This window comes from Streptomyces sp. NPDC001502 (assembly GCF_042894785.1).
In the GTDB taxonomy this organism is placed as follows: domain Bacteria; phylum Actinomycetota; class Actinomycetes; order Streptomycetales; family Streptomycetaceae; genus Streptomyces; species Streptomyces kutzneri.
In genome coordinates this window covers 378,481-403,555 of the sequence record NZ_JBIAVW010000007.1, presented here as the reverse complement: position 1 = coordinate 403,555, position 25,075 = coordinate 378,481, and the positions used below count along the sequence as shown (strand labels likewise).

The window sequence follows — 25,075 nt, the reverse complement described above, 5'->3', positions numbered from 1 at the left end:
CGTGACGGATCCGGAGCTGATCGCGCGGATCCTCGCCACCCTCACCGGGGTGATCGGGGTCGCCGTGTGCCTCGGGTACGGGCTGTGGCGGTTCCTGGCGCTGGCCCTGTCGGCCGCCTGGGCCGCCTTCCGGACCCATCCGCCGGGCGGCACCGACCCGCGGATCGCCCCGTACACCGGTCCCGAACCGGCGCGGCCCGCGTATTGGGCCGGACAGATGTGGCTGGACGCCCGGTTCGCCGGACAGGCCGCGGCGCTGACCGTCTGGTTCCTGCTGACCCGGCACTGGCTGGGCGAGGTGGTGCGCCGCCGCCTGCTGCGCGGCCGGGGCGGCCAGACCGGCGAGCTCGCGGACCACGGCTTCGGCCGGCTGCTGCTGCGGCTGCTGGCTCCCGGTACGGCGCTGGCCGCGCTGTTGTCCGCGCTGCTCGCCTCCGTCCTGCTGGCCGGCGTCGCGCTGTTCTTCGCGGCCGAGCTCCTCCTGGTCGCGCTCGCCGCCCTGGCCGCCACCTTGGCCGGGCGCGTCGCGGAGCGGCTGTGGAAGCTGGTCCTGGGCATCCGGATGAAGTGCCCCTACCCCGGCTGCTACCGGCCGTTCCCGCTGGCCGTGCACCTCTGCCCGGGCTGCGGCGCCGCCCACCGCGAGCTGAGGCCCGGCGCCTTCGGCGCCCTGCGGCACGTCTGCCGCTGCGGGAAGGCCCTGCCGAGCACCCTCATGACCGGGCGGCGGGGGCTCGCCGCCCGGTGCCCGCACTGCGACCGGGGCCTGCCGCCGGCCGTCGGCACCACCCGGGTCGTGCACGTGCCGCTGATCGGGGGCACCTCGGCCGGGAAGACGATGCTGCTGGCGGCCGTGCTCGACGGACTGCGGTCCTGGTCGCACGAGTCCCGGCTGACCGTCGAGTACGCCTCCCCCGACGACCTCCGCGAGGCCAACGCCCTGGGACAGCAGCTGAACCGGACCGGGTGGACCCTCAAGACCCAGGGCGGGCAGCCGCGCGCCCTGATGCTGCTGGTCGGGCACGGCCGCCGGCGCCGTCTGCTGTACCTGTACGACCCGATGGGCGAGTCCCTCCGGGACGCCGACACGACCCGCGGCCAGGGCTATCTCGCGCACGCCGACGGGGTCCTGCTGGTGACCGACGTGCTCGCCGCGCCCGTCGTACGCCGTGCCCTGCAGGCGGGTGACACCGAACGGGCGCAGGCCGCCCGGCCGGCCGACCTCGGCCCGGTGGAGACGTACGCGGGGTTCACCGGCGAGCTGCAGGGGCTCGGCGGCCGTCGCGGGCGCCTGCCCGTGGCCACGGTGGTGACCAAGCGGGACGTACTGGACCGGCTGGACTCACTGCCGCGGCCGTCGGAGCCGGTCGAGGCGTGGCTGGCCGGGATCGGGCTGGACGAGCTGGTCCGGGCCCTCGGGCACGACTTCGCGGCGGCCCGGTACTGGGTGGTCAGCGCCCGCGCCGCGACCGGGGCGGGCGCCCTGGACACCGAAGGGCGGCGGGCGGCGGAGCCGGTGCTGTGGCTGCTGTCACGGACCGGGCTGCGCGTGGGACGGCTCGTACAAGACCGGCGGGAACGGCCGGACGGGCGAGCCCGGCCGGACAGCACGCAGGCCGGTCAGGACACCCGGGACCCGCAGGTCGCGCCCGGCGCGGAAAGGAGCAACACCCCATGATGACACCGCAGATCACGCGGGGCCGGCGGATGATGGCGGTCCTGTTCGTGTCGGCGGTCGTGATGACGGCGGCCGCCGCGGTGGCGGCGCTCGTGCGGTACATCCCGCAATGGACCGGAAGTTGAAGGAGACACGCGGTGAGTGACATCCCCGGCGGGCCGATGGCGAACCGGCCCGTCCATTTCATCTGGCTGATCGACTGCTCGTACTCGATGCAGGGCGAGAAGATCGGCCAGCTCAACTACGCGATCAGAGAAGCGATTCCGGAGATGCTCTCCGTGGCGCAGGACAATCCGGCGGCCCAGCTGCTGCTGCGCACGATGACGTTCTCCACGACGGCCCGCTGGCACCACAAGGACCCGGTGCCGGTCGAGCAGTTCACCTGGCAGGACGTGCAGGTGGACGGTATGACCAATCTCGGTGAGGCCCTCCAGCTCGCGGCGCGCGAACTGGACACCCCGCCGATGCCGCAACGGGCCCTGAAGCCGGTGCTGGCGCTGGTCTCCGACGGGGTGCCGACGGACGACTGGAAGGCGGGACTGCGGGCGGTGGACGCGACGCCCTGGGGCCGCAAGGCGGTCCGGGTGGCCATCGCGATCGGCGCGGACGCCGACCGCAACGTGCTCCAGGAGTTCCTGGGCAATCCCGAGCTCCAGCCGCTGGACGCGAACAGCCCCAAGCAGCTGGCGGCGGCGATCCGCTGGGCCTCGACGGCCGCGGTGAAGGCGGCCTCCCAGCCGGTGGCGGGCTTCGGGGACGCGACCGTGAAGCAGCCGCCGTACGCCCCGCCGGTGCTCGACGACGACGATGACGACGTGTGGTGAGCGAGCCCGTGTGGATGACCCACGGACCGCTGCCGCTCTGGGACACGATCCAGGGCAGCGTCCAGGGCGTGAACAAGGCGCGCAACCAGGACCACCACGACGCGGAGGGGCTCGGCACCGCGGCACGACCCCTGATCATGGCGGTGGCCGACGGCCACGGATCGGCGGCGCACGCGCGCAGTCATTTCGGGTCCCGGTTCGCCGTGGACCTGTTCGTCCAGCAGGCCCGGCTGTTCGCCGCGCTCGCGGAGCCCCGGGGCGGGACACGGCCGCCCAGCCTGGCCTGGCTGATGAACTACGCCCAGTACACGCTGCCCCGCCAACTGGTCAGCGCCTGGCAGGAGAAGGCGCTCGGGCACTGGGAGCGCAGCAGCTCGCCCGGCGAGCCCGGGCCGTCCCCGGCGGACAAGCTGGTGCTGTACGGGAGCACGCTCGTCGGCGCCGTGCTGACCCCCCGGGTCTTCGCGGCCTGGCAGCTCGGCGACGGCGAGCTGACCGTGGTGACCGACGACGGGCAGGTGACCGTACCGCTCGCGCCGGACGAGGCGGATCTGGGCGACGAGACGGAGTCGCTGTGCTCCCCGCAGGCCTGGCTGCGGGTCCGTACGCACTGGGCGCCGGTGACCGACCCCGCGCGGGCGCCGCGACTGGTGTCGCTCTCGACCGACGGGCTGTCCAAGAGCTTCGCCTCGGACACCGGCTTCCGGCAGTTCATGGCCGGGCTGGACGACCGGCTGTCGGCGGAGGGCCCGGAGTGCGTCCGGGCCGTCCTGCCGGAGTGGCTGGCCAAGGCCTCCCGGCATTCGGGGGACGACACCACCCTGGTGGCGGCCTGGCACGCCGCCACAGCCCTGACCGAACCCGGCGGGGTGCCGCCCGACAGCGCCGGCGCCGCCGACCCGGCCGACATGACAGACCCGTACAGGAGTGACGAATGAGCGGCATGCTCGACAGCGGTACCCGGCTGACGGCCGACAGCGGCCTGGGCGTGGAGGTCTTCGACCTGCTCGGAGCCGGCGGCCAGGGGGAGGTCTACCGGGTGCGCACCCCGGCCGGCGACCAGGCCCTCAAGTGGTACTACCCGGCGTGCGCGACACCGGAGCAGGAGGACATCGTCCGCCAGCTGGTGGACCGCGGCTTCGACGACGACCGCTTCCTGTGGCCCCGGGACTTCGTGGGCGACGGGCGCGGCGGCTTCGGCTACCTGATGGACATCCGCCCGGACCGGTTCAAGGGCCTGCCGCTGCTCTTCCGCCGCAAGCTGCGGACGACGGTCCGCGCCCTGCTCACCGCCTGCCTGTACACGGTCGAGGCGTACCAGGCGCTGCACTCGCGCGGGATCGCCTACCGGGACATCTCCTGGGGGAACCTGCTCTTCGACCCGGCCACCGGCGAGGTGCTGGTCTGCGACAACGACAACGCGGTGGTCGAGGGCGACAGCACGGGCATCTCGGGGACCATGGCGTTCATGGCGCCCGAGCTGGTGCGCGGCGAGCCCGGGGTCTCCCCCGGCACCCAGAGCGATCTGCACTCCCTGTCCGTGCTGCTGTTCATGCTGTTGATGAACCATCATCCGCTGATGGGCCAACGGGAGTTGGCGATCCGCTGCTTCGACGAGGCCGCCGAGCGCAAGCTGTACGGGAAGGACCCGCTGTTCCTGTTCGACCCGCAGGACCGCTCCAACGCCCCCGACCCGGTGGAGCACGCCACGGTACTGGCCACCTGGGCGGTGGTGCCCGATTCCCTGCGTGCCCTGTTCACCAGGAACTTCACCCGGGGCCTGCACGACCCGGCGGCCCGGGTGCGGGAGTCGCAGTGGCGCGACGCGCTCCGGGCGGTCCTGGACGCGGTCGTGGACTGCGCCCACTGCGGGAAGCAGAACATGACCGAGCCCCGGTCGGCCACCCCGGGCACCTGCTGGAGCTGCGGGAACGCGCTGGTGCTGCCGCCCCGGCTGGTGCTGACCACGCCCCCGCCGCGCACCGAGCACCACATCCTGCTGCACCGGTCCTCGCGGGTGCAGGCGCACCACCTGGCGCCGGAGCCGGCCCGGCACGACTACGGCGACGGCACGCTGGTGGCGCAGCTGACCGAGCATCCGCAGCGGCCGGGGAAGTTCGGGCTGGCCAACCGTTCGGGGTCGGCGTGGACGGGTACCCGCGCGGACGGCAGCACGCAGGAGATCGCCCCGGGGCAGACCGTGCCGCTGCGTTCGGGGCTGGAGCTGGACTTCGGCGGCGCGCGGGCCGTCGTACGGGCGAGGTGAGCCGGCCCGTCAGCCCAGCAGGCGGCTGATCTCCTGGGCGAGGGTGAGGCCGGTGCTGCCCGCGCCCAGCCCGAGGGTGATGGTTTCCAGCGACCGCCGGATCAGGCCCGGTTCGGCGGCGCGCCCCTCCTGTCCGGCCCGGTCCAGCTCGCCGCGCAGGGCCTGGGCCGCGTCGAGCCGCTCCTGCGCCGCCCCCTGCGCCCGGAGCCACTGGGCGAGTTCGGTGGCGAGGCGCAGGGTCTGCGCGGCGGTGTCCTGCTGCCCGATGTTGATGGTGCCGTTGTCCCCGATGTTGTTGGGGCCGGAGATGTTCCCGTGGAAGTGGTAGCTGCTCACGCGTGCTCCTCGTACTCGCTCAGGGCTGCCCGGGCGGCTTCCCCGAGGTCTGCGCCTGACCGCCCTGGTTGACGGTGCCGTGCGCGCCGATGTTGCTGGAGTGGATGTCGCCCTGGAAGGTGTAGGTGTGGGTGTTGATCACCTGTTGCGCCTGGTCGTAGGAGCTGGTGTCGACGTGGTGGTCCTTCAGGAACCGTTCGGTCGCTATCAGCACGCCCTGCTGGAGACGCTGGAGGAAGTCCTGGGAGTCCGTCCGCTCGGAGAAGCCCAGCTGATCCCAGTCGGCGACCCGCTCACGGAGGCTGTCCACGGCTCCGTAGTCGTAGCGCAGGTGCCGCCGGCCGATCTCGCGGCGCAGCTTCTCCAGCGACCGGGCCCGCTCGCCCCGGGCGGCAGCCCGCCGGACCAGCCGTCCGGGGGCGCCGAGCAGCGCCGGCCCGGTGGCGGCGGTGGCCGTGCGGAAGAGGTCCCACCAGCGTTCCCAGCCGTCCAGGGGCAGCTCGTGCACCCGGTAGAAGCGCGACTGGAGCGGAGGGATGCCGTACGCCGCCACCTCCCAGGTGAGACTGGGGTGCTGGAGCCGGGCCCGCAGGTGCATGGAGACGATGACGCGGCCGCCCTCGCCGGTCCGCTCCAGGCTGAGATGGGTGCGCATGCCTGCGCCGGGCTGCACCACTCCGGCCTGCACCAGCTGTCTGGGTATCTGGGCGCGCGGGCGGCGCAGCCGGTCGGGGAGCAGGTCGGGCCCGACGTAGGAGACGTGATCGCCCATCACGTAGAGCCGGTTGCGGGCCCGCAGGCCCTTCAGCCCGGCGATGTGCTCCATCTCGCGGGCGACGAAGCTGTGGAGGTCGACGGCGTCGAAGGGCTTGATGACCAGCTTGCCGCTGCCCGCCGGATCGTCGGCGGGCCGGCTGACGTCGATGGGCTGCCAGACCATCTCCTTGATCTTCGAGCCGCTGCCGACGAACGGGTTGGTGCGCGCGGCCCCCGCCGTGTACGGGACCACGTTGGCCCGCTTCTGCTCCAGCAGCCGGCCCTCCACCTCCGCCCCGACCTCCGGGGCGAGGTCCTTGGGCCGCCCGGCGCCGTGCTCGACGCCGAGGGCCGCCGTACGGGCCCCGTTCTCGGCCTGGCGGACCAGGGCCCAGGCGGTCGCGTACGCGAGGACGAGCGCGGCGGCTGCCCCGAGGGCGAGCACGGGCAGGTCCGCGACCAGCCCGTACAGCGCGGCCGGTACCGCCGCCCACACGCCGGCCGCGCAGAGCCCGGCGAGGCGCCGGTCGCGCCGGTCGATCCGCCGTACGCTGGCCCGCGCGTGGCGGGCCAGGGCCACCAGGTCGATGCCGAGCGAGAGCCCGGTGGCGGTCAGCCGGTCCTCGGTGAGTTCCACGTCCACCTCGCGGGCGAAGCCCTCGTCGAGGTGGGCTCCCGCGCACAGCAGCCGGGTCACCGCGTCGTCCCGGTACTGCGCCAGCACCGGTAACCGGCGTGCCGCCATCGCGTCCTCCCCCGTGGCCGTGTCGTGCCACCCTATGCAAACGGCCCCTGGCTGTCCCGGAGTTGGGCAGGACGACGTCCCTCGGGGGGTGCGCGTACTCAGGCGTCCTGTGCGGCCGGTGGCGCCGAACTGAGCATCCGTACTCAGGCTCCGGCGCGACCGGCTTGTCATCGTGTGTGCATGTTCCTTCAGCCATGTGATCCACTGCCGCGCGCCGGGATAACCGCCGTCGGCAGCCTGCTGCCCGACGAGGTGCTGTCCTCCGACGCCCTGCAGCGGGAGGTCGCGCTCCGCAGTGGGCTGACGCTGCCGCCGAGGCTGCTGACCCAGGCCACCGGGATCGTCTCCCGCCGTGTCGCGGGCGAGGGCGTGTACGCCTCCACCCTCGCGGTGGGCGCCGCCCGCCGGGCCCTGGCCGCCGCCGGACTCGGTCCGCTCGACGTCGACCTGCTGCTGTTCGCGTCCGCCTCCCGCGACCTGGTCGAGCCGGCCACCGCGCACATCGTTCAGGCGGAACTGGGCTCCCGGGCCCACGCCCTGGACGTCACCAACGCCTGCAACAGCTTCGTCAACGGGATCGACCTCGCCCGCTCCATGATCCTCGCCGGGCGGGCGCGGCGGGCCCTGGTGGTCACCGGTGAGACGCCGAGCCGGGCGGTGCGCAGGGACCCGGCCGATCTCGCCGAACTCCGTGACGGCTTCGCCGGGTACACCTTCGGCGACGCGGGCGCGGCGGTGGTCGTGGAGGCCGTGGAGCGCGGCGGGATCATCGACGTGGACACCGAGACCCATTCGGAGCACTGGGAGGTCGGGGGCATCCCGGGCGGCGGGTCTCGGCACCCGCGCGGGGACGCGTACACGTACTTCCGCGGCGACGGGCACGAACTGCGGGGCGTCTTCGAGAAGGTGGGCACCGCCGTCATCGACCGGACGCTGCACCGCACGGGCATGGAGTGGGACGGCTTCGCCAAGGTGCTGGTGCACCAGGTGACGGTGCCGTACCTGGAGCGGTTCGCGGAACTGACCGGGGTACCCGCCGGGAAGCTGGTGGTGACGGTGCCCGAGCTCGGCAATGTCGCGAGCGCGAGCATCGGGCTCCAGCTGGACCGGGTGTTCGGTGAACTCACCCCCGGAGAAAGGGTGTTGTTCGTGGGTCTCGGCGGCGGCATCAGCATCATGACGATGGTCTGGGAGAAGTCGTGAAGGCCGCGGCCGCACCGATGTGGGTGGTCGTGCCCGCGCACGAGGAGGAGGCCCGGCTGGCCGCCACCCTGCGGGCGCTCGCCGCGCAGCGGGACCGGGACTTCACCCTGCTGGTCGTCGACAACGCCTCGACGGACGGTACGGGCGCCGTCGCCCGGGCGTTCGCGGCCGGGGCGCCCTTCCCGGTGGAGGTGATCGAGGAGCCGGAGAAGGGGGTCGGCTCCGCGGTGGACACCGGCTTCCGGTACGCGATCGGCCGCGGGGCGGCCCTGCTCGCCCGTACGGACGCCGACTGCCTGCCCCGGCCCGGCTGGACCGGGGCCGCCCGTGCCGCGCTGACCCGCAGCCCCGGCCTGGTGTGCGGGCGGATCGTGGCCCGCCGCGACGAGCACGGACCGCTGGGCCGGGCCGGGTTCGGCGCGCTGGTGGCCCTCGCCGCGCTCTTCGGCCGGCTGCGGCCCGAGCACGCCCGGCGGCGCGGCTACCGGGCGCCGTACCGCATGCACGCCGGGAACAACATGGCCATCACCGCCGAGCTGTACCTGGGCGTCGGCGGGATGCCCCGGCGCCCCTCGCCGACCGACCGGCTCTTCCTCAACGCCGTGCGCCGCCACACCGACCGGATCACGCACTGCCGGGAGATGGTCGTGGAGAACTCCACGCGGCGCCTGCGGGCCTACGGGCTCGCCGGCACCGCCCGCTGGTACCTCGACCAGGGCAGCGGCACGCACGGAACGGACGACCCCCGCTGATGCTGGACCACCTCGACCACGCACTGCGCAGCCGCCCGGAGCGGCCCGCCGTGCTCACCGCCACCCGCACCGGCGCGCCCCGGGTACGGGCCACCCGCGGCGAACTCGCCGAGCTGGCCGATGCCTTCGCCGCGGCCCTGCACGCGCGCGGGCTGCGCGCCGGGGACACCGTCGGCGTGGCCGTACGCCCCGGGCCGCGCGCGCTCGCCGTCCTGCTCGCACTGTGGCGGCTCGGACTGCGCGGGGCCGTACTGGATCCGGGCGCCGGGCCCGACGTGCTGCGCGCCCGCCTCGCGCTGGCCCGGCCCTCGCTGGTGCTGGCCGACGCGGCCGCGCAGGCGGTGGCGGGCTGGGCGCGGCCGCTGGCCCGCCGGGCCCGGCTCGCGCTGCCGGACCTGGCCGCGCTGGGGCCGGTGGCCACGGTCGGGCCCCGGCTGCCGGGCTGCGCGCCCGCGCTGGACCTGGGCGCGCCCCGCCAGGGTGTGCCGGCGCCCGGGGACGGTCTGGACGGGGACGCCGACGCGGTGATCGTGTTCACCTCGGGGACCACCTCCCTGCCGCGGGCCGTCGTCCACACCCGGGCGAGCCTGGCCGCCGGCATGACCACGGTCTCCGCCCTCTTCGACGCGCGCGGGGACCGGCCGGTGCTCGGCGGCACCTTCTTCGTCCTCGTCCCCTCGCTGGCGCGCGGCGCCGCCGTCGCCCTTCCGGCGGGCAGCTCCCGGGTGCTGGCCCGGCAGTTGCACCGGCTTCGGCCCGAGGACACCTATCTGACCCCGCCCCGGCTGCGGGACGCGCTGGGCGCGGGCGCCCGGTTCCACGGCCGGGTGTGGACGGGCTCGGCCCCGGCGGGCGCCGGGCTGCTGGAACGCGTACGCGCGGCGGGCGCGGCCGAGGCCTGGGGGGTGTACGCCCTGACCGAGCTGTTTCCGGCGGCCGCGGTCGAGTCGCGGGAGAAGTCCGCGTTCGAGGAGGCCGGGGAGCCCGGGGACCTGGTCGGGGCGCCGCTGCCGGGCGTGCTCGCCAAGCCGGACGAGGACGGGCAGTTGCTGCTGTCCGGCCCGGCGGCCCGCCACCGCTACCTCGGGGAGGAGCCCGACGCGTGGGTGCGTACGGGCGACCGGGCACGGCTGGACGGCGCGGGCCGCATCGTGCTCGAAGGCAGGAGCAAGGACATGGTGCTGCGCCGGGCCGAGAACATCTACCCGGGGCTGTACGAGCCCGCCCTGCACGTGCCGGGGGTGGAGCTGGCCGTGCTCGTCGGGATACCGGACGGTGACGGCGACGAACGGCTCGTCGCCGTCGTGCAGCCGCGGCGCGGCGCGGACGAACGGGCCCTGCGCGAGGCCCTGTCGGAGCCGGTCCGGCGGATGGGCACGGCCCGGCCCGACGCCCTGCTGCTCGCGCGGATCCCGCTGTCGGGGCGCTCGCGCAAACCGGACCGGGCGGCGACGGCCGCGCTGGCGGCGCGACGCCTGGGCCCGGCGCGATGACGGCCCGTGCCGCCGGTCCGCAGCCGCGGTACCGGCACGGTCCGGGGCCGGGTCCCGGGCCGGGTCCCGGTCCCGGGCCGGGTCCGGGGTCGCGCCCCCGGAGCCTTCCCCGGGCCTTCGCCCGGCCCGCCGATTCCACGGAGGTACACCCCCGATGAGCACCACGTCCCACGCCAGGGCGCGTCGCCGCGACCGCCGCGTCTATCTGCGCAGCCATCCCCTGCTGTTCGGGCTGCTCGCCGCCACCCGCGGCCGTCCGGTGCGCCGGCTCGGCCGGACCGTTCTGGTGCACGGCCCGGAGGCCTACCGGGAGGCCCTGACCCGGCTGCCGCTCGACCGGACGGCGGCCGGTACGACGGGCGCCGCCGCGCGGACGGCCCTGCGCGCCGGCGGGGGCGGGGCCGGGGGTGTGCTCTTCGACCAGGAGGGCGGCGGGCACCGGGCGGACCGGCGGGGCCTCGCGGGATCCCTGGGCGGTGCCGGGGTCGAGGATCTCCGGTCGCTCTGGCGGCCGTTGCTCGTACGCCGTCTCGCGCCGCTGGACCGGGGCGGCGAGGTGGACCTCGCCGACCTCGCGCGGGAGCTCTCCGGGTCGGTGGTGTGCGCCCTGCTCGGGTCCGGCGCCGAACCGCGGGCGGTCGCCGGGGCCGCGGCCGAGGCGGCGGCCGCCTCCGTACGCAGCCACCTGCCGGGGCCTCGCCGCCCGCGCGCCGAGGCCGCCGCGGCCCGCGCCGCCGACCGGCTCCGCCGGCTCCTGGGGCCCGCCGGCGAGGCCCTGCCGGCGATGGTGGCGGTGGCCGCCGTCAACACCACCGTCGCCGCGCTGCCCCGGGCGGTGGCCTGGTGCGCCGACGCGGGGCTGTGGGAGCAGGCGGCGGACGAGGCCCTGCGGCCGGTGCTCGCCGACGAGCTGCTGCGGGTCACCTCGGCCTCGCCGCTGCTGCCCCGGGTGGCCGCGGCGGACGGGGTCGTGGGCGGCTGCCCGGTGCGCGGCGGCGACCGGCTGCTGCTGGTCGCCCGGCACGCGGCCGGGGCGCACCGGCGCGACCCGGACGCCGTGCGGCCCGCCGGCCCGGCGGTGGACCGGCTGGTGTTCGGCGCCGGACCGCACGCGTGTCCCGGGGCCCGGCTGGCCCGGGCCCAACTGGCCGACGTCCTGGGCGCGCTGGCCCCGTACCGGCCGGTGGTGACGCGGGCCCGGGTGGACCGGGGAGCGGCGCTGCCCGGCTGGCGCGAACTGACCGTACGGGCCGGGGTCTCCGGGGCCGGGTCGTGATCGCGGTCACGGGCGCGAGCGGCTTCTGCGGCGGGCACGTGGCCCGCGCCGCCGCGGCGGCCGGGGCCGAGGTGGTGTGCCTGGGCCGCAGGCCGGGCCCGGTGGGCACGCACCGCTTCTGGGACGCCGCCGCGGAACCGCCGGACCTGGCGGGCGTGGACCTGGTGGTGCACTGTGCGGCGGCCGTCGGCGATCCGGCCCCCGGCTCGCGGGCCGCGGCGCTGATGCGCGCGGTCAACGTGGACGGCACGGAGCGGCTGCTCGCAGCGGCGGGCGGGCGGCCCGTGGTGTGGGTGAGCAGCGCCAGCGTCTACGATCCGAGGCCGGGCCGCCGCCTGGTCGGCGAGGGGCACCCGCGCGCCGGGCAGTTGAACGCCTACGGCCGGACGAAGGCGGAGGGCGAGGCACTGGCGCTGGCCGCCGGGGCGGTGGTGCTGCGGCCCCGGGCCGTCTACGGGCCGGGCGACACCACGCTGCTGCCCCGGCTGCTCTCCCGGGTCCGGGCGGGCACCCTGCTGCTGCCCGGACCGGACGTGACGCTCAGCCTCACCGCGGTGGAGAACCTGACGCGGGCCTGCCTGACGGCGGCGGTCTGGGCGCCGGGCGCGTACAACATCGCCGACGGGGAGCCGTACTGCCGCGACGCGGCGGTCCGCGCGGTCCTGCGCGCCCATGGCGTCCGGGCCCGGATCCGGCACCTCCCGCTGCCGGTGGCCGCCGCGGCGGCCCGGGTCGCGGAGGCCGTGGCGACGGTGGCCGGGGCCGAGCCGGCCCTCAGCCGGTACGCGGTGGACCAGCTGGCGCACCCGGTGGTCCTGGACCTCACCCGGGCGCGGGCCCAGGGCTGGGCCCCGTACCGGAACCTTGCGGACCACCTGGCCTCGGTGACCGGGACCCGGCCGGAGCTCAGGGGCTGACGGCCGCCGGGGCCTGCGCCTTGGCGATGAGCAGGTCGAGCAGCGCGAGCAGGGAGCCGCGGACGTCCGTACGGGAGCGGGCGTCGAGCATGAGGACGGGGGTGTTCGGATCGCGCAGGTGCAGCGCCCCTCCGATCTCCTCGGCGGTGTAGGGCTGTTCGCCGTGGAAGCAGTTCGCGCCGACCACGAAGGGCAGTCCCCGGCTCTCGAAGAAGTCCACGGCCGGGAAGCTGCGGTCGAGGCGCCGGGTGTCGACCAGCACGATCGCTCCGAGCGCCCCGTTCAGCAGGTCGTCCCACATGAACCAGAAGCGTTCCTGGCCGGGCGTGCCGAACAGGTAGAGGACCACACCGGCGTCGGTGAGGGTGAGCCGGCCGAAGTCCATGGCCACGGTGGTCACCGTCTTGGACTCGATGCCGTCGAGATCGTCGACGCCGATACCGGCGGACGTCAGCCGCTCCTCCGTACGCAGCGGCTCGATCTCGGAGATCGTCTCCACCAGGGTCGTCTTCCCGACCCCGAACCCGCCGGCGACGAGGATCTTGACCGGGGCCGGTTCCCGGTGGGCGGTCGCGGTCGTGTCATATCCGGGCAAGGCTGTCCCTGATTCTCATGAGCAGGTGGACGTCGGTGGTCTCGGCGACCGCCAGGGGCGGCCGGTGGTGGATCAGCCCGCGGTCGGCGAGTTCGCCGAGGAGCAGCGTCATGGGGGTGAGGCGGATGTGCATCCGCGCCGCTATCTCGGCGACCGCCCGCCCGCCCGGCGGCGCGCACATGGCGAGGATCTCCTGCCACTCGGTGGGCAGGGTCCCGTCCACCTCGCCGTCGGCCGCCGCGGTGATCGTGGTGTCCATGGTGAGGACGGAGTGCGCGGCGGCCGTACGCCCATCGGTCAGGGCGTACAGCCGCGTCCGGCGGCGGCCCGCCGGCTGCGGCTGTGGCTCGTCCTGCGGCATTAGGCGGACGGCTGGCCGCGCTCGGGGGTGCCCAGCCACTCGCCGAGCGCCTGGGCGGTCCGTACGGCCTCGCCGCCCAGCTCCCCGAGCCGCGCCTTGCGGGAGGTCACCACGATGAGGGTGCTGCCCTCGCCGCATCCGACGATGCAGAGGTACCGGTCGTCCATCTCGACGAGCTGGCGGATGACGCGGCCGCCGTCGATCTCCCGGGATATCGCCTTCATCGTGGACGCGATGCCGGAGGCCGCGGCCGCCATGCGCTCGGCCTGGGGCTCGTCCAGCAGGTAGGCGCTGAGCTTGATGCCGTCGTTGGAGAGCAGCACGGCCCCCTGGACGCCGGCGATCCTGCTCAGGTTGTTGTCGAGGACGCTGTAGATCGCGTCGTTGGATGCCGCGGTGTTCGGTGAGGTGGTCATGGCTGATCCCGTCGGAGCTCTTCTTCCACTGTCTGGGTCCCCTGTTCGTAGTCCGCCCAGGCATCGGCCACCTCTTCGGGTGTCGCGGTGTCGGGCCGGACGACGGTTTCCTGCGCGCGGGGCTCGCGCAGCTGTTCGGCGATGTGGGTCTGCGGGACGCGCTCCGGGAGGGCCGGGCGGACCGCAAGTGCGGGCACGGCTGCGGGAGCGGGCACGGCCGCGGGTGCCTTCGTACGGCGGCTCGGTAGCCCGGCGCTCGTGTGCACGACCGGCTCGGGCTCCGGGGCGGGCTCGGGCTCGCGTACCGCGGGCAGGCTCGGCACCGGGGCGGCGGCCGGGGCGGTGACCCGGGACGGGGCCGGGAGCAGCTCCAGGACCCGGGCCTGCGGCTCGATCTCGCGCGGCGCGTGCGCGTCGGTCGCCACCAGCAGTTGCCTGGGCAGGATCACCACCGCCGAGGTGCCCCCGTACACCGAGCGGCGCAGGGTGACCGTCGCGCGGAGCTGGTCGGCGAGGTGCCCGACCACGAAGAGGCCGAGCCGGTGGGCGTTCTGCGCCAGCACGGAGTACGGCGGGGCCTCGTGCAGGCGCCCGTTCATCTCCTCGTAGCGCTCCGGGCTCACCCGCGGCCCTCGGTCCTCGATCTCGACGGACAGCCCGTCCGTCACCAGTTCAGCGCGGATGACCACCTTGGACTTCGGCGGGGAGAACCGGGTGGCGTTGTCCAGCAGCTCCGCGAGCAGGTGGCTGATCTGGCTGATCGCGGCCGGTTCCACGCTGGTCTCGTCCAGGGCCTGCCGCTCGATGCGCCGGAAGTCCTCGACCTCCGCGGCCGCTTCGCGCAGCAGGTCGGCGACGCGCATGGGCTCGGTGTGCGGGTCGGGGACCTCGCCGCCCGCCAGGATGAGGAGGTTCTCGATCTGCCGCCGCATGCCGACCGTCAGCTGGTCGGCCCGCATCAGCTCGGCGAGCAGCGCCTCGTCGTGGCCGAAGGTGTCCTGGAGGTCCTCGGTGAGGCTCAGCTGGCGGCTGACCAGGTTTCCGGTGCGCGAGGCGATGCCCGAGGCGAACAGGCCGAATCCGTGGCGCTCGGCGGCGAGCTCGCGGTGTCCGTCGACGGACACCGCGACGGCCCGGGCGAAGGCGTCGCTGATGCGTCCGACCTCGTCCCGGTCGCCGCTCACGGCCGGCAGGGCCTCGGGGTCCACGGTCTGGCCGCGCCGGAGCCGGGCGACGACGTCGGGAAGGGTCTCCTCGGCGACCGTCACCGTGCGTACGTGCAGGTCGTGCAGGCGGCGGAGCACCGACCGGGTGGTGAAGACCACCACGACCACGACGGCCAGCAGCCCGCCGGCGCTGCCCCCGATCAGCCAGGCGACCTCGGTCTGCAACTCCGCGGCCTTCGCCTCGCCGCGGGCGAGCACCGAGCGTGCCAGGTCGATGTTGAGCGTGGTCATCTGTACCGAGAAGTTGGCGTGCGCGGAGGACCAGCCGCCGACGTCGGCGGGCAGCCTGATGCCCGAGACGATGTCCTTGTGCCCGGAGAGGACCGCGCTCTCGATGCGCGTCTTGGTCTGCCAGTCCGAGGAGCCGACGACCCGCTCGTAGAACCGCTGGTCCCGGGCCGTCAGGTGCGGCACGATCAGCGCCTCGTGCAGGTAGCGCTGGGCGCCCAGGGCGCTGACGAACTGGTCGTAGCCGGCGAAGGTAAGTTCCCCGGACGGCCCGGCCAGGGCCAGGACGGTGTCCTCGCGCGCCACCATCTCGGTGGCCTGGAGCATCGACACCACGGGACGGCTCGCCTGGGCGAGTTCGGCGTCCTCGGCGTGGCTGAACTCCTGCTGGTACACCTGGATGACCTTGCCGATCACCTCGGAGTAGTAGGCCAGCGTGCTGTCGGCGGCGCCGCTGCGGGTGTCCGCGCGCTGGCGGTACTCGGCCAGTTTCTCCAGTTGCCGCGTCACTTCCACGAAGGACCGCGAGGGATCGTCCGCCAGTCGGCGGAACTCGGCCGCGGCCAGGTCCGTGGCCTCCCGGCGGACGCGTAGTTCGCCCTCGGACCCGTCGGTGCCCGTCCACCGGGCGGCGGTCGCCGTCCGCTCGGCCTGCATGTCGACCATGAGCGTGTAGAGCGGGGCGCCGACCTGCTCGGCGGCCGCCACGTCGGACCGCAGCTTCTGCGACTGGGCCAGCAACCGTTCCGCCGTCACCGCCACTTGGGTGCCCATCGCGACGGTGGGGACCACCGCCAGCCAGATCAGCAGGGTGCGCAGACGCACGGTGCGCCGCCGACGGGTCGTCGACTGCCGTCGTATGCCTTCGGGTTCTATGGGAGACATCGGTCCTCGCGAGCGGGGGACGGCGGGAGGCCGATCATAACCAGACATGGGGGAGATTCGGATAGGTGTCTTCCGAGCCCGAAGCGTGCTAGTTGCGGTAAATCATCGCAGGCCAGAGATCGGATCGGAATCGAACCGCGACGTACTCGACACCATTGCCGCCCCGTCACGTTCCGGCCGCCGGTTAACCGGTGGAGGTCACGGGTGCCGGGTGGCAGGGTGAGACCCATGCCGTCGCACCACGCCGAGCAGCCGGTCCGCGAGTTGCACGCCTCGCTGGGGCTCCGCAGACGCCCCGAGGACATCGCCCAGCTGATCCAGGATTTGTTCGCCGCCCGTCAGGTCGCTCCCGATCCCGCCACCGCCGAGGCCCTGGAAAGGGCCTCGCAGCACTCCCTGCGCAGGATCTGGCACGGATACACCTCCATGCTGGAGGAGTTCGCCGCGCCCGTCGGCGCGCAGCGCCAGCTCGCCCGCGCCACGGCGCTGTTCGCGTCCGTTCCCGAACTCCCCGAAGGGGCCGGGGACGATCCCGCCGAGATCGAGGCGGTCATCCGCCGGGCCGGCGAGGAGATTCACCGGCAGTACGGAGCGAACGACTTCGGCCTGGACCGGCTGAACCGGACGGAGCGGGCCGAAGCGGGCATCGGCGAGCTGTCCAAGCGTCAGTACAACAAGCGGTTCCGGCTGCTGCGGCGGATGGAGGCCAAGCTGGCCCGGCTGCTGCACGAGCAGCGCCGCCGCGAGGTCACCATGACCGGCAAGGGAGCGCTCGCGCACACGCTGCCGTACGAGGTGTTCGGCGCGGACCCCGACACCGCCGCGTTCATCGCGTACCTCACCGCCCGCGCGAACATGCGCAGCGTCTTCACCAGCGGCCGGCAGCGCCGGCCGTACGACGAGGTCGCCGACGCGCTCCTGAGGCGCCTGCGCGCGGCGCCCGAACGGACCGACTGGTACGCCGTGGCGCACGTCCACCCGACCCGCGAGGTGCTGGGGCACCTGTCCGACCAGGAGCTGATCCGGCTGCTGGTGCGGTGGAACCGCTTCCTGCGCGAGGTGGCCGAGCTGCTGGAGGACGCGTGGAACCGCTCCGGCTTCGAGGCCACGAGCATGGTGGTGCGGCGGGGCGACGACTCCTCGACGTGGAACCAGGCCGCGCAGGCCTGGGGCACGGCCCGCGCGCACTGGTTCGCCCTGATGGCCGAGCTGGGCCAGGAGGAGGTCCTGGAGCGCGTGTGCCCGGGCAAGGTCCCGCGGCTGATGGCGGCCGACGTGGCCTCGTGGCACCGCAGGCGCGGCGGCGGGCTGCACCCCGACACGTACGTGTGGGCGGACCTGCCGCGGCCCTGGGAGGTCCTGCGGGGCGAGAAGGAATGCACGCGCCCGCTGGTGGAGGCGGCCTGCGCCCGGCACGGCGTGGACCCGGTGGCGGGCGGCTGGACCGCGCCCCGTCCGACGGCGGAGGCCGTCCCCTTCCGGCGCACACCGGAACTGGTGCACGGAGTGACCGTCGCCGACCCGCTGATGGCGAGCGCGCTGCGGTCGGCGGGCGTGTTCTCGGGCCGCGGCAAGCGCGCGGCGGCCGAGGAATGGCTGTGACGCCCCGGCCGTGAAATCCCGTTGACCCGGGGGACGCGGCCTGCGGATGATCGGGGCGGCGGCGAGGAAGCTCTGTGGAGGAGCGCCCGGCTCGATCTCCGGGTGGACGCAGGTTCGAATCCTGTCCTCGCCGCCCTCACCGCCCTCACCGGCTTCGGACGCACGGACGGGACGCTCGACCACGACATCCGGTGCCGGACCACTCTGGCCCGAACCCGGGGACCCCTGCGACGGGGGCCGGCCCGCGGGCCGGTCGAGGATGCCCTTCCCCGAGCCGTATGCCGTCCGGGCCGTCGCCTGACCCGCCTGACCCGCCCGTACGGGTCCGCCCGCCGGTTCGCTACCGTCAACCGACTGCGGTGACGAGGAGTGCGGGCATGAGGGCGGGAGCGGCGATCGACGAGGCCGTCGGGCTGCTGGAGGGCGAGCTGTGCTCCGGGCGGGCGGCAGGCGCCGGCCTCGGCACGGAGGACGCCTGGCTCGCCTTCCTCCGCTTCGGCCGCCGCCCGTTCGACGTCCCGGACGTCCCCGACGCCGACGGCCTGCTGTTCCAGTACGGGACCCACGCGTTCGACGGCCCCGCGACGTTCGCGCTGGACCTCACCCGGCAGTTCGAGGTCTGCGACGACGACGGCGATCACGACCACTACGTACAGGTCCACTGCGAGCTCCGCTACGCGCCCGCAGCCGCCCTGGATGCCCTGGGAAGCTTCGAGTCCTGGTTCTTCCACGACACCGGGGACGATCTCGACACCTGGGCCCGCGGCCTGACCGACCGGCCCGCCTGGACCGTGCTGAGCGCCCTCAGACCGGCGGAGATCAGGGTGTACCGGGAGCAGGTGTAGCCCCCGCGCGAACGCGTCGGAGGCGGCGTCGGCAGGACACCACCTAACCTCCTGCCATGAGCATCGGCATACACATCCCGGAGTACACGGAGGACTGCGAGCTGGTCGCGAGCGAGAGCCTCGCGAGCGACCCCGCGTTCTGGCTGGCCCATGTCCTGTTGACGATGGGCGATCCCGGTGAACCGGCCGAACCGTACGGGGTGGACGCGTCGGCCTACGACGCGATGGTGGATCGTCTCGGTGACCCCGAACAGCCCTGGCCCGTCCTGAGGGTCCGCTTCGACGGCGGGCACACGGTCCATGCCGTCTATGCGAACTGGGAGGACCAGAACAACGTCGAGTTCTTCGTCCGCCATCCCGCGTGGGGACGCCTCGGCCACCTCGGCCAGTGCGGCGCCGACGAGGCCGGCCCCGGCCTGTCCTGGACGGAGCTCCTCACGCTCGCCACGAGCACGCAGGAAGGCGGTGAGGGCCTGACCGATCCGTCCGAGCGCCTCCTCCTCCTGCTGCCCATGCTCGGCGACGCCGACATGCCCGGCGAGGCGTACGACACCGTGGCTCGCGCGCTGTCCCACTGCGGGATCCGCGCGGAGGCGGCCGGCGGGCTGGCCGCGATGCTGCTCGGGGAGCAGGACCTGGCCGGCAGGCCCCGGTGGACCTCGGCCGGCGACAACCCGATCGCCGTCTGCCCCTCCCCGTACAGCCCCCGCCGGGTACCGCTCGCCCTCGGCATCACGCCGGACCAGTCCCAGGCTCTGGCCACCGCCCTCGGCAGCCGGGTGCACGAGGTGGCGGACTACCCGGCATCGGTGGCCGGACGGCCGGTCAGCGACCCCTGAGGCTCGCCCCGTACGAGCTTTCCGGCAGCGCTCAGAAGCCGTGCCGGAACGTCCGGCCGCTGCCGGGCGCGCTGCGCGAGGTGGTGGCGCAGGGCCGGGTCCGGGGCGCACCGGTAGCGTTCGAGGTAGTAGGCGATCTGGTCGGACCAGACCCACAGGCCGTCGGTGCGGAAACCGGCGGGCACCACCCTGCTCCGGGCCGGATCGAGGCGGTCCGGTTCCGGGACGAGGCCGTGCAGGGCCACGGGAGCCTCCCTGAGTGACCTGAGCAGGGCCGCGCACTCCTCGGCGGAGGTCACGTGCTCACGGTCGGGCGCGATGGCGGGCGCTCCGTCGGGCCCCCGGAAGTCGAAGACCCGCGCGAGGTGCAGTGCGGTGGCCGGGGACGTCCCGGGGTCGGGCGGTCGCGGGGCGTCCGGGTCGGCGAACGGGTCGGCGAACGGGTCGGCCAGCGTGGGCGTGTAGCCGCGAGGCGCCTCCAGCTGCCGGAGCCGTCCGCTGACGGCCGCGGCGTCCGGCGGCCGGGCCTCGCGGTCCTTGGCCAGCAGATCGAGGATGAGCCGTTCCAGGCCGGCGGGCAGGTCGGGGCGGAGCCCGGTCGGTGGGGGCGGAGGTTCGTGGAGGTGCCGGGCGAGGACGGAGTGGACCGCTCCGGTTCCGAACGGCGGTACCCCTGTGACCAGTTCGTACAGGAGGCAGCCGAGCGAGTAGAGGTCGGCGCGGGCGTCCACCGCCACGCCCTGGATCTGTTCCGGGGAGGCGTAGGGCGGGCTCCCGAGGAAGTGCCCGCTCACCGTCAGTTTGGTCAGGCCCCGGCGGCCCGGCGCGGCTCCGGGCAGCAGCGCGGCGATGCCGAAGTCCACGACCTTGACGGTTCCGGTCCGGGTCAGGATGACGTTCGACGGCTTGAGGTCCCGGTGGACGATCTCCTTCGCGTGCGCGGTGTGCAGCGCGGCGCAGATCTGGCGGGCCCATGCGAGTACGTCGGTCAGGGGCGGCGGCGCTCCGCCGCGGACCAGGGTGTCCAGCGAGCTGCCCTCGACCAGCTCCATCACCACGTGGTAGCAGGGGTCCTTCCTGAAGTCGTAGACCGTGACGATGTGCGGGTCTCCGGCCAGCCGTGCCGTGAAACTGGCCTCGCGCTCGAACCGGGCCCGGAAGTGCGTGTCCTGCGCCGCGGCCGGGTGGATCAGCTTGAGCGCGACCTCCCGGTCGAGCAGTTCGTCGTGGGCGCGCCACACCTCGCCCATCCCGCCCGCCCCCAGCAGCACGCGCAGCCGGTAGCGCCCGTCGAGCAGCCGGCCGTCCGTGGCGCCGGTCACCGGGCTCACCCGCCGTCTCCGCCCGCCGCGCCCGTCAGACCGAATCCCGCGCTCGCGAGCAGGCCGGCCAGCGAGTCGGTCGTGACGGCGAAGGCGGGCTCCGACTCCGCGCGCAGGGCCAGCGTGCCGATCACCTCGCCGAGCTCGTTGAGCAGGGGGCCGCCGGCCGCTTCGGGGGGCAGTCCCAGATCGGTCTTGAACAACTGGAGTCGCTGCTCCGGGAAGACCTCGAACTTCTCGACGATGCCGGGCAGCAGTGTGTCGTCCGGGGCCGGGGCCCAGACGAGGTCGCCGATGTGGACGAGCCGGGGGAAGCCCAGGCGCAGCGGCGCCGCCTGCACCGGCTCGGCCAGGAGCAGCACGGCCGTGGCGATGGCGGAGGAGTCGGCGAGGAAGACCCGGCGCACGGCCCGCTCCCCTTCGACCAGCCGCACCGTCATCCCCTCGGGGCCCTGCGCCGACCATCGGCGGCTGGTCAGGACGTGGCGGTCCGAGATCAGGAAGCCGCCGCCCTCCTGTCCGCTGCCGTCCGCCACCCGCACCAGGGCGGACCTGGCCGATGCCACGAACGCCCCGGGATCTTCGGGGTCGAGCACGACCGCGCGCAGCCGGGCCGCGTCGGCCAGCAGCGTCCGCCGGTAGCCCTCCACGTCCCCGGCGCCGGCGAGGCAGTGCAGCCGTCGCCGGAGGTCGTCGGGGTCGGTGAGCGGCTCGTCCAGTTCCTCCAGTTCCTCCAGCGCGTGGAGCGCCCGGCCGTGGTCACCGGCGTCGTGCAGGGCGCGGAAGCGCGTCAGCGGGTCGCTGTCCACGGCGGCGAGGGCCGCGAGCACGCCGTTCCAGCGCGTCAGCCGGGCCATGCCCTGCCGCATGGCGTCGAGGTGCACCCCGAGCTGGTGGGCGAGGTGCTGTCCCGCGGCTGTCCGTTCCGCCAGGACCGGCTGGGAGAGGTGGTCCCGCGCGGTGGTCAGCAGGTCCCGCAACGGGGCCCGCAGGGACAGGAGTTCGCCCTCCAGCTCGGCCGACTGCGGGCCGTACATCTCGGCGAGCATGGCCTGCGTGGCCGGGTCCAGGGCCCGGCGGGACGGCCGGTGGGCGCTCAGGCGCTCGCGGAACTCGTGGCAGAGCGGCTCGCAGTCGCCGAGCTCGGCCGCCTCCTCGACCAGCCGGCGCAGGGCGCGCCGGAGTTCCTCCAGTTCGCGCTGGGCGGTGTGCCGCCGCGACATCGTCTCGATCTCGCTCGGTGCGAGCAGGGTCGTCTCGGTGAACTCGGCCGAGCTGCCGTTCCCGGTCACGGTGTCGCGCGCCGTGACCGTCAGGACGCAGCTCCTGTCGAAGCCGAAGGTCACTTCGATCTGCGGTACTCCGCGCGCGACCGGCGGGATGTTCGTCAGCCGCAGGAGCCCCACCAGGGAACGGGGCTCGATCCGGCCGATGTAGACCTTGACGTCCACCTCCGTCTGAAGATCCCGGGTCGTGGTGTAGGTCTTCGACTTCTGGGTCGGAATGGCCGTGTTCCGCTCGATGAGGACGGAGAAGCCCGTGGTGCCGTCGGCCTCGGCGACCGCGATCCCGAGGTCGAAGGGGGTCACGTCCTGCAGTTGGATGTCCTCCAGGAGGCCGGAGAGCACCGCCCCTTCCAGTGCGGCACCGCAGGCCACAGCCGTCCGGGCATCCGACAGGACGGTGCGGTCGGCCTCGAAGACCTCCTCCACGGTCCCGCTGATCAGCGGCGAGAGCATGGGGCCACCGACCAGGACGAGGTGGTCGGGCGGGAGGCCGCGCTCGTCCATCATCCGCTCGCAGACGTCGCGCAGGGTGCGCAGCGAGTCGGCGAGCAGGGCGGCGAGCTCGTCTCGGGTCAGTTCCAGGCGCACTTCCGGCTGCCCGAGGTAGGCGTTGAGGGTGTATTCGGCCTCGCGCTGGGAGGAGAGGGCGATCTTGAGGTGCTCGGCGGCCAGTTCGAGCCGTCGGCGCGCCCGGCCGGTCGCCGGGACCTCAAGTCCGCGGGTGCGGAGCCGCCGCGCGAGCTCGTCGGCCACGATGCGGTCGAAGTCGTACCCGCCGTACTCGTTGTCGCCGAGGATGTTCCGGACCTGGTAGCGGTTGCCCTGGACCTCCATGGCGCTCACGTCGAGGGTGCCCGCGCCGAGGTCCACGACGGTGACCTCGCCGCTCAGCCGCCGCTGGGCGGCGGCCGCCAGGCAGGCCGCGGTCGGCTCGTGGATCAGGCGCCTGGCCTTCACCCCGGCGATCTCGCACGCGCTGCGGGTGGCGTGCTTGGCGTTGTTGAGGAAGTACGCGGGGATGGTGAGGATCGCCTCGTCCCGTTTCAGTGTGAGGTCGTGGTGCTCGGCCGCCCAGTCCAGCCACTCGTCGCGGACCTGCCCGAGCGCTTCGCGGGCCAGCTCGCCGAGCCGTTCCCGTACCTGCCCGGCGAGGTGTTTCTCCACCAGCGTCCGGGCGTGCGCGATCAGGCGGGCGGCGATCTCTTCCGGCCGGTAGGAGCGGTCGAGGATGGTGTAGGACATGCCGTCGCCCATCCGCCGCTTGGACGCGCTGATGTGGCCGACCACCCAGGAGGCGAGGATCTGGTCGCCGGTCAGTCCGACGCGTTCCTCGCCCCCCTTCGTCACCGTCAAGGTGGAGGCGAACTGGGAGTTCACTCCGTCCGGACAGATCACCGGCTGTCCGCTGTGCGCGTCGTAGAGGGCGGCGACGCACGAGTGGGTCCCGAGGTCGAGGCCCCAGACGGTGGCGAAGCGGGCGTCCGTCTCGGCGCGGGCCCGCTGCGCCCACTCGGCGGCCCGCTCCTCGAACACCTTGCGGCCGACGGCGCCGATCGCCTGCAGGGCCTGGCTCACCCGTTCGCGCTGCAGCTCGGGGACGGCCGCGTCGTCCTGCTCGGCCAGTGACTTCAGGATCCCGGCGGCCGCCGAGTCGCGTCCCCTGCGCTCCAGGGCGTCCAGGCAGCGCTCGACGAGCTCGGCGATGTCGCCCGTCCTGCGCAGGAACGGGGCCAGCCGCGGGTCCTCGATCGCCTCCTCGCCCTGCCAGCGGATCAGACAGCGGGCCGCCGCCGAGGCGTCGTCCGCCCGGCTGTAGAGGGCGACGGCCTCCTCGTACCGCCCGTCCTGCTCGTGCAGGCGGGCCGCGCCGAGCAGGTCGCCGCCGGCCTCGCGGGCCGCGGCGCGAGCCGCCCGGCCCTCGGCCGAGTCCTCGCTCTTGAGGACACGGTCGGCGTCGCCGAACCGCTCGGCCTTCCGGAAGAGGGTGTGCGCACGGTAGAGATCACCGGCGTCCTCGGCGTGCCCGGCCGCCTCCGCGGGCTGGCCGGCCGCCTCCTCGAACCGGCTCCACTCCAGGTGCACGGCCGGGCGGTCCGCCGCGGGGGCCTGCCGCAGCAGATCGTCCAGACGTCGCCGCTCGACCGCGACGACGGCCGCGCGCAACCCCTGCAGCTCGGCCTTCCGGTCGGCGATCCGCTCCGTCGCACTCGCGGCCCGTTCCAGTTGGCCGAGGATGTCCGAGACGAGCCCGAGGGCGGCGATCCGGTCGCCCCGTTGCACCTGCTCGTCGATGTCCGGGCGGCAGGCGGCGGCCAGGGAGGCCAGCCGGTCGGGCTCCTCCGCGGGGCAGGTCGCGAGCGCGGCCCGGTGATCGCCGAGTTGCTCGTGGCAGCGGCTCACCAGATCGCGCCGGCCGGCCTGCTCGCAGTGCGCCAGCGCCTCGGCGGGCCGGCCTGCGGCGAGGAGGAGTTCGCCGGCCCGCTCGTGGAAGTCCCGGGCCCGCTCGGACCAGCCTTCGGTCCGGGCCAGTTCCAGTGCGGCCAGGACGTCGTCGAGGCGCTGCGAGGTCGCACAGCAGTCCAGCGCCTCGCGCTTGCGTACGGGGTTGTCCGCGAGCCGCACGGCATCGCCACCGCGGCCGAGGAAGAGCTTCACCGGGTACAGGTCCGGCACCAGGGGGTCGGCGAGGTGGTCGAAGAAGGCACTCCACAGCGCGGCGTCGTGGGCCAGCGCGGCCCTCGCGGTGTACGCCCGTAAGGCTTGCGTCGTCGTGCCGATGTCGAGGAGACCGGCGTCCTGGCGGCGCCGCAGCAAGGAGACGAGGCTGTCGGCGCTGTCCCGCTCGCCCGCCAGCAGCGCCAGCCGGCTCCCGGCCTCATGCTCCAGCGCGAGGTCTCCGGCGCGGGCCGCCGCCTCGGCGATCACGGTGAGGACGGCAGGGTCGCCGTGCCCGACGGCTTCGTGCAGCGCCGCCTTCCGGGCCGGCCCCAGGGCCGCCGCGTACCCCTCGGCGGGCAGCCGACGGCCCGGCCGCTCCAGCAGGTCGGCCGCCAGCGCCGGGTCGTGGTCGAGCGCCTCCACGAGCGCCCGGCCGAAGGCCTCGGCGGCCTGGTCCAGGTCTCTTCCGGTCAGCAGCGCGGGCCGGAAGGTCTGCTCCACCACCTTCAGCGCCTTGCGCAGGCTGCGGGGTCTGCCGTCCGAAGACCTGTTGAGCCACACCTGTC

21 protein-coding genes and 1 tRNA gene are annotated in these 25,075 nt (G+C 74.4%); 14 read left to right on the top strand and 8 right to left on the bottom strand.

The window, feature by feature from the left end:
• Position 1 precedes the first annotated feature (1 nt).
• The 5 genes from ACFY0D_RS15335 to ACFY0D_RS15315 are packed head-to-tail and all read left to right on the top strand — an operon-like array spanning position 2 to position 4,768.
• A complete protein-coding gene (locus tag ACFY0D_RS15335) occupies positions 2-1,678 on the top strand; it encodes a hypothetical protein (protein WP_390798779.1) in 1,677 nt (558 codons plus the stop codon).
• The gene (locus ACFY0D_RS15330; RefSeq protein WP_390798778.1) at positions 1,675-1,803 is read left to right on the top strand and encodes a hypothetical protein; all 129 of its coding nucleotides are present in this window, start codon (positions 1,675-1,677) and stop codon (positions 1,801-1,803) included. The genes ACFY0D_RS15335 and ACFY0D_RS15330 overlap by 4 nt, the downstream gene beginning before the upstream one ends.
• 36 nt (positions 1,804-1,839) lie before the next feature.
• A complete protein-coding gene (locus tag ACFY0D_RS15325; RefSeq protein ID WP_351155411.1) occupies positions 1,840-2,502 on the top strand; it encodes a VWA domain-containing protein in 663 nt (220 codons plus the stop codon).
• A complete protein-coding gene (locus ACFY0D_RS15320; RefSeq protein WP_390798777.1) occupies positions 2,499-3,440 on the top strand; it encodes a PP2C family serine/threonine-protein phosphatase in 942 nt (313 codons plus the stop codon). Before ACFY0D_RS15325 ends, ACFY0D_RS15320 begins: the two co-directional genes overlap by 4 nt.
• Positions 3,437-4,768 (top strand): protein kinase, encoded by a 1,332-nt coding sequence (locus ACFY0D_RS15315; RefSeq protein WP_390798776.1) that lies wholly within the window; start codon positions 3,437-3,439, stop codon positions 4,766-4,768. The genes ACFY0D_RS15320 and ACFY0D_RS15315 overlap by 4 nt, the downstream gene beginning before the upstream one ends.
• A gap of 9 nt (positions 4,769-4,777) precedes the next feature.
• On the opposite strand, the gene ACFY0D_RS15310 is transcribed toward ACFY0D_RS15315, so the two are convergent.
• Entirely contained in the window at positions 4,778-5,104 is a 327-nt protein-coding gene (locus ACFY0D_RS15310; protein ID WP_390798775.1) for a hypothetical protein, read from the bottom strand.
• Positions 5,105-5,123: 19 nt separating this feature from the next.
• The gene (locus ACFY0D_RS15305) at positions 5,124-6,605 is read right to left on the bottom strand and encodes a hypothetical protein (protein ID WP_390798774.1); all 1,482 of its coding nucleotides are present in this window, start codon (positions 6,603-6,605) and stop codon (positions 5,124-5,126) included.
• A gap of 180 nt (positions 6,606-6,785) precedes the next feature.
• On the opposite strand from ACFY0D_RS15305, the gene ACFY0D_RS15300 reads away from it, so the two are divergent.
• From ACFY0D_RS15300 to ACFY0D_RS15280, 5 genes are all read left to right on the top strand, one after another.
• On the top strand, positions 6,786-7,808 hold the full coding sequence (locus ACFY0D_RS15300) for a 3-oxoacyl-ACP synthase III family protein (RefSeq protein ID WP_390798773.1): 1,023 nt from the start codon (positions 6,786-6,788) through the stop codon (positions 7,806-7,808).
• Positions 7,805-8,560 (top strand): glycosyltransferase family A protein, encoded by a 756-nt coding sequence (locus tag ACFY0D_RS15295; protein WP_390798772.1) that lies wholly within the window; start codon positions 7,805-7,807, stop codon positions 8,558-8,560. The genes ACFY0D_RS15300 and ACFY0D_RS15295 overlap by 4 nt, the downstream gene beginning before the upstream one ends.
• Positions 8,560-10,053, top strand: coding sequence for an AMP-binding protein (locus ACFY0D_RS15290; protein WP_390798771.1), 1,494 nt, complete (start codon positions 8,560-8,562; stop codon positions 10,051-10,053). Before ACFY0D_RS15295 ends, ACFY0D_RS15290 begins: the two co-directional genes overlap by 1 nt.
• 154 nt (positions 10,054-10,207) lie before the next feature.
• Positions 10,208-11,329, top strand: a complete 1,122-nt coding sequence (locus ACFY0D_RS15285) for a cytochrome P450 (RefSeq protein ID WP_390798770.1) — start codon at positions 10,208-10,210, stop codon at positions 11,327-11,329.
• Positions 11,326-12,246, top strand: coding sequence for an NAD-dependent epimerase/dehydratase family protein (locus ACFY0D_RS15280; RefSeq protein ID WP_390798769.1), 921 nt, complete (start codon positions 11,326-11,328; stop codon positions 12,244-12,246). The genes ACFY0D_RS15285 and ACFY0D_RS15280 overlap by 4 nt, the downstream gene beginning before the upstream one ends.
• Here ACFY0D_RS15280 and ACFY0D_RS15275 read toward each other — a convergent pair.
• Genes ACFY0D_RS15275 through ACFY0D_RS15260 form a run of 4 tightly spaced genes read right to left on the bottom strand, consistent with a single transcriptional unit; the run spans position 12,236 to position 15,957 of the window.
• Complete coding sequence (locus ACFY0D_RS15275; protein WP_390798768.1) at positions 12,236-12,841, bottom strand: ATP/GTP-binding protein; 606 nt, start codon at positions 12,839-12,841, stop codon at positions 12,236-12,238. The genes ACFY0D_RS15280 and ACFY0D_RS15275 overlap by 11 nt on opposite strands.
• The gene (locus ACFY0D_RS15270; RefSeq protein WP_301365456.1) at positions 12,828-13,202 is read right to left on the bottom strand and encodes a DUF742 domain-containing protein; all 375 of its coding nucleotides are present in this window, start codon (positions 13,200-13,202) and stop codon (positions 12,828-12,830) included. Before ACFY0D_RS15270 ends, ACFY0D_RS15275 begins: the two co-directional genes overlap by 14 nt.
• Positions 13,202-13,618, bottom strand: coding sequence for a roadblock/LC7 domain-containing protein (locus tag ACFY0D_RS15265; RefSeq protein WP_030012808.1), 417 nt, complete (start codon positions 13,616-13,618; stop codon positions 13,202-13,204). The genes ACFY0D_RS15270 and ACFY0D_RS15265 overlap by 1 nt, the downstream gene beginning before the upstream one ends.
• Positions 13,615-15,957: a nitrate- and nitrite sensing domain-containing protein gene (locus ACFY0D_RS15260; RefSeq protein ID WP_390798767.1), complete on the bottom strand. Its 2,343-nt coding sequence runs from the start codon at positions 15,955-15,957 to the stop codon at positions 13,615-13,617. The genes ACFY0D_RS15265 and ACFY0D_RS15260 overlap by 4 nt, the downstream gene beginning before the upstream one ends.
• 228 nt (positions 15,958-16,185) lie before the next feature.
• Between ACFY0D_RS15260 and ACFY0D_RS15255 the strand changes: the two genes are divergently transcribed.
• The 4 genes from ACFY0D_RS15255 to ACFY0D_RS15240 all read left to right on the top strand — a co-directional run bounded on the left by ACFY0D_RS15255 (position 16,186) and on the right by ACFY0D_RS15240 (position 19,243).
• Entirely contained in the window at positions 16,186-17,559 is a 1,374-nt protein-coding gene (locus ACFY0D_RS15255; RefSeq protein ID WP_390798766.1) for a hypothetical protein, read from the top strand.
• 60 nt (positions 17,560-17,619) lie between these two features.
• Positions 17,620-17,692: transfer RNA gene (locus tag ACFY0D_RS15250), tRNA-Ser, on the top strand.
• Between the two features lie 244 nt (positions 17,693-17,936).
• On the top strand, positions 17,937-18,404 hold the full coding sequence (locus ACFY0D_RS15245; RefSeq protein WP_390798765.1) for a hypothetical protein: 468 nt from the start codon (positions 17,937-17,939) through the stop codon (positions 18,402-18,404).
• 56 nt (positions 18,405-18,460) lie between these two features.
• The gene (locus ACFY0D_RS15240) at positions 18,461-19,243 is read left to right on the top strand and encodes a hypothetical protein (RefSeq protein WP_390798764.1); all 783 of its coding nucleotides are present in this window, start codon (positions 18,461-18,463) and stop codon (positions 19,241-19,243) included.
• Here the strand turns inward: ACFY0D_RS15240 and ACFY0D_RS15235 are convergent.
• Positions 19,201-20,574, bottom strand: coding sequence for a serine/threonine-protein kinase (locus ACFY0D_RS15235; protein ID WP_390798763.1), 1,374 nt, complete (start codon positions 20,572-20,574; stop codon positions 19,201-19,203). The genes ACFY0D_RS15240 and ACFY0D_RS15235 overlap by 43 nt on opposite strands.
• Complete coding sequence (locus tag ACFY0D_RS15230) at positions 20,571-25,070, bottom strand: Hsp70 family protein (protein WP_390798762.1); 4,500 nt, start codon at positions 25,068-25,070, stop codon at positions 20,571-20,573. Before ACFY0D_RS15230 ends, ACFY0D_RS15235 begins: the two co-directional genes overlap by 4 nt.
• Positions 25,071-25,075 lie beyond the last annotated feature (5 nt).

Bases quoted from the DNA above. Each gene is read 5' to 3' on its own strand.
- ACFY0D_RS15270 (WP_301365456.1), bottom strand. From the start codon at position 13,202: ATGCCGCAGGACGAGCCACAGCCGCAGCCGGCGGGCCGCCGCCGGACG.
- ACFY0D_RS15315 (WP_390798776.1), top strand. From the start codon at position 3,437: ATGAGCGGCATGCTCGACAGCGGTACCCGGCTGACGGCCGACAGCGGC.
- ACFY0D_RS15290 (WP_390798771.1), top strand. From the start codon at position 8,560: ATGCTGGACCACCTCGACCACGCACTGCGCAGCCGCCCGGAGCGGCCC.
- ACFY0D_RS15300 (WP_390798773.1), top strand. From the start codon at position 6,786: ATGTTCCTTCAGCCATGTGATCCACTGCCGCGCGCCGGGATAACCGCC.
- ACFY0D_RS15255 (WP_390798766.1), top strand. From the start codon at position 16,186: ATGCCGTCGCACCACGCCGAGCAGCCGGTCCGCGAGTTGCACGCCTCG.
- ACFY0D_RS15305 (WP_390798774.1), bottom strand. From the start codon at position 6,605: ATGGCGGCACGCCGGTTACCGGTGCTGGCGCAGTACCGGGACGACGCG.
- ACFY0D_RS15330 (WP_390798778.1), top strand. From the start codon at position 1,675: ATGATGACACCGCAGATCACGCGGGGCCGGCGGATGATGGCGGTCCTG.
- ACFY0D_RS15240 (WP_390798764.1), top strand. From the start codon at position 18,461: ATGAGCATCGGCATACACATCCCGGAGTACACGGAGGACTGCGAGCTG.
- ACFY0D_RS15260 (WP_390798767.1), bottom strand. From the start codon at position 15,957: ATGTCTCCCATAGAACCCGAAGGCATACGACGGCAGTCGACGACCCGT.
- ACFY0D_RS15245 (WP_390798765.1), top strand. From the start codon at position 17,937: ATGAGGGCGGGAGCGGCGATCGACGAGGCCGTCGGGCTGCTGGAGGGC.
- ACFY0D_RS15325 (WP_351155411.1), top strand. From the start codon at position 1,840: ATGGCGAACCGGCCCGTCCATTTCATCTGGCTGATCGACTGCTCGTAC.
- ACFY0D_RS15265 (WP_030012808.1), bottom strand. From the start codon at position 13,618: ATGACCACCTCACCGAACACCGCGGCATCCAACGACGCGATCTACAGC.
- ACFY0D_RS15285 (WP_390798770.1), top strand. From the start codon at position 10,208: ATGAGCACCACGTCCCACGCCAGGGCGCGTCGCCGCGACCGCCGCGTC.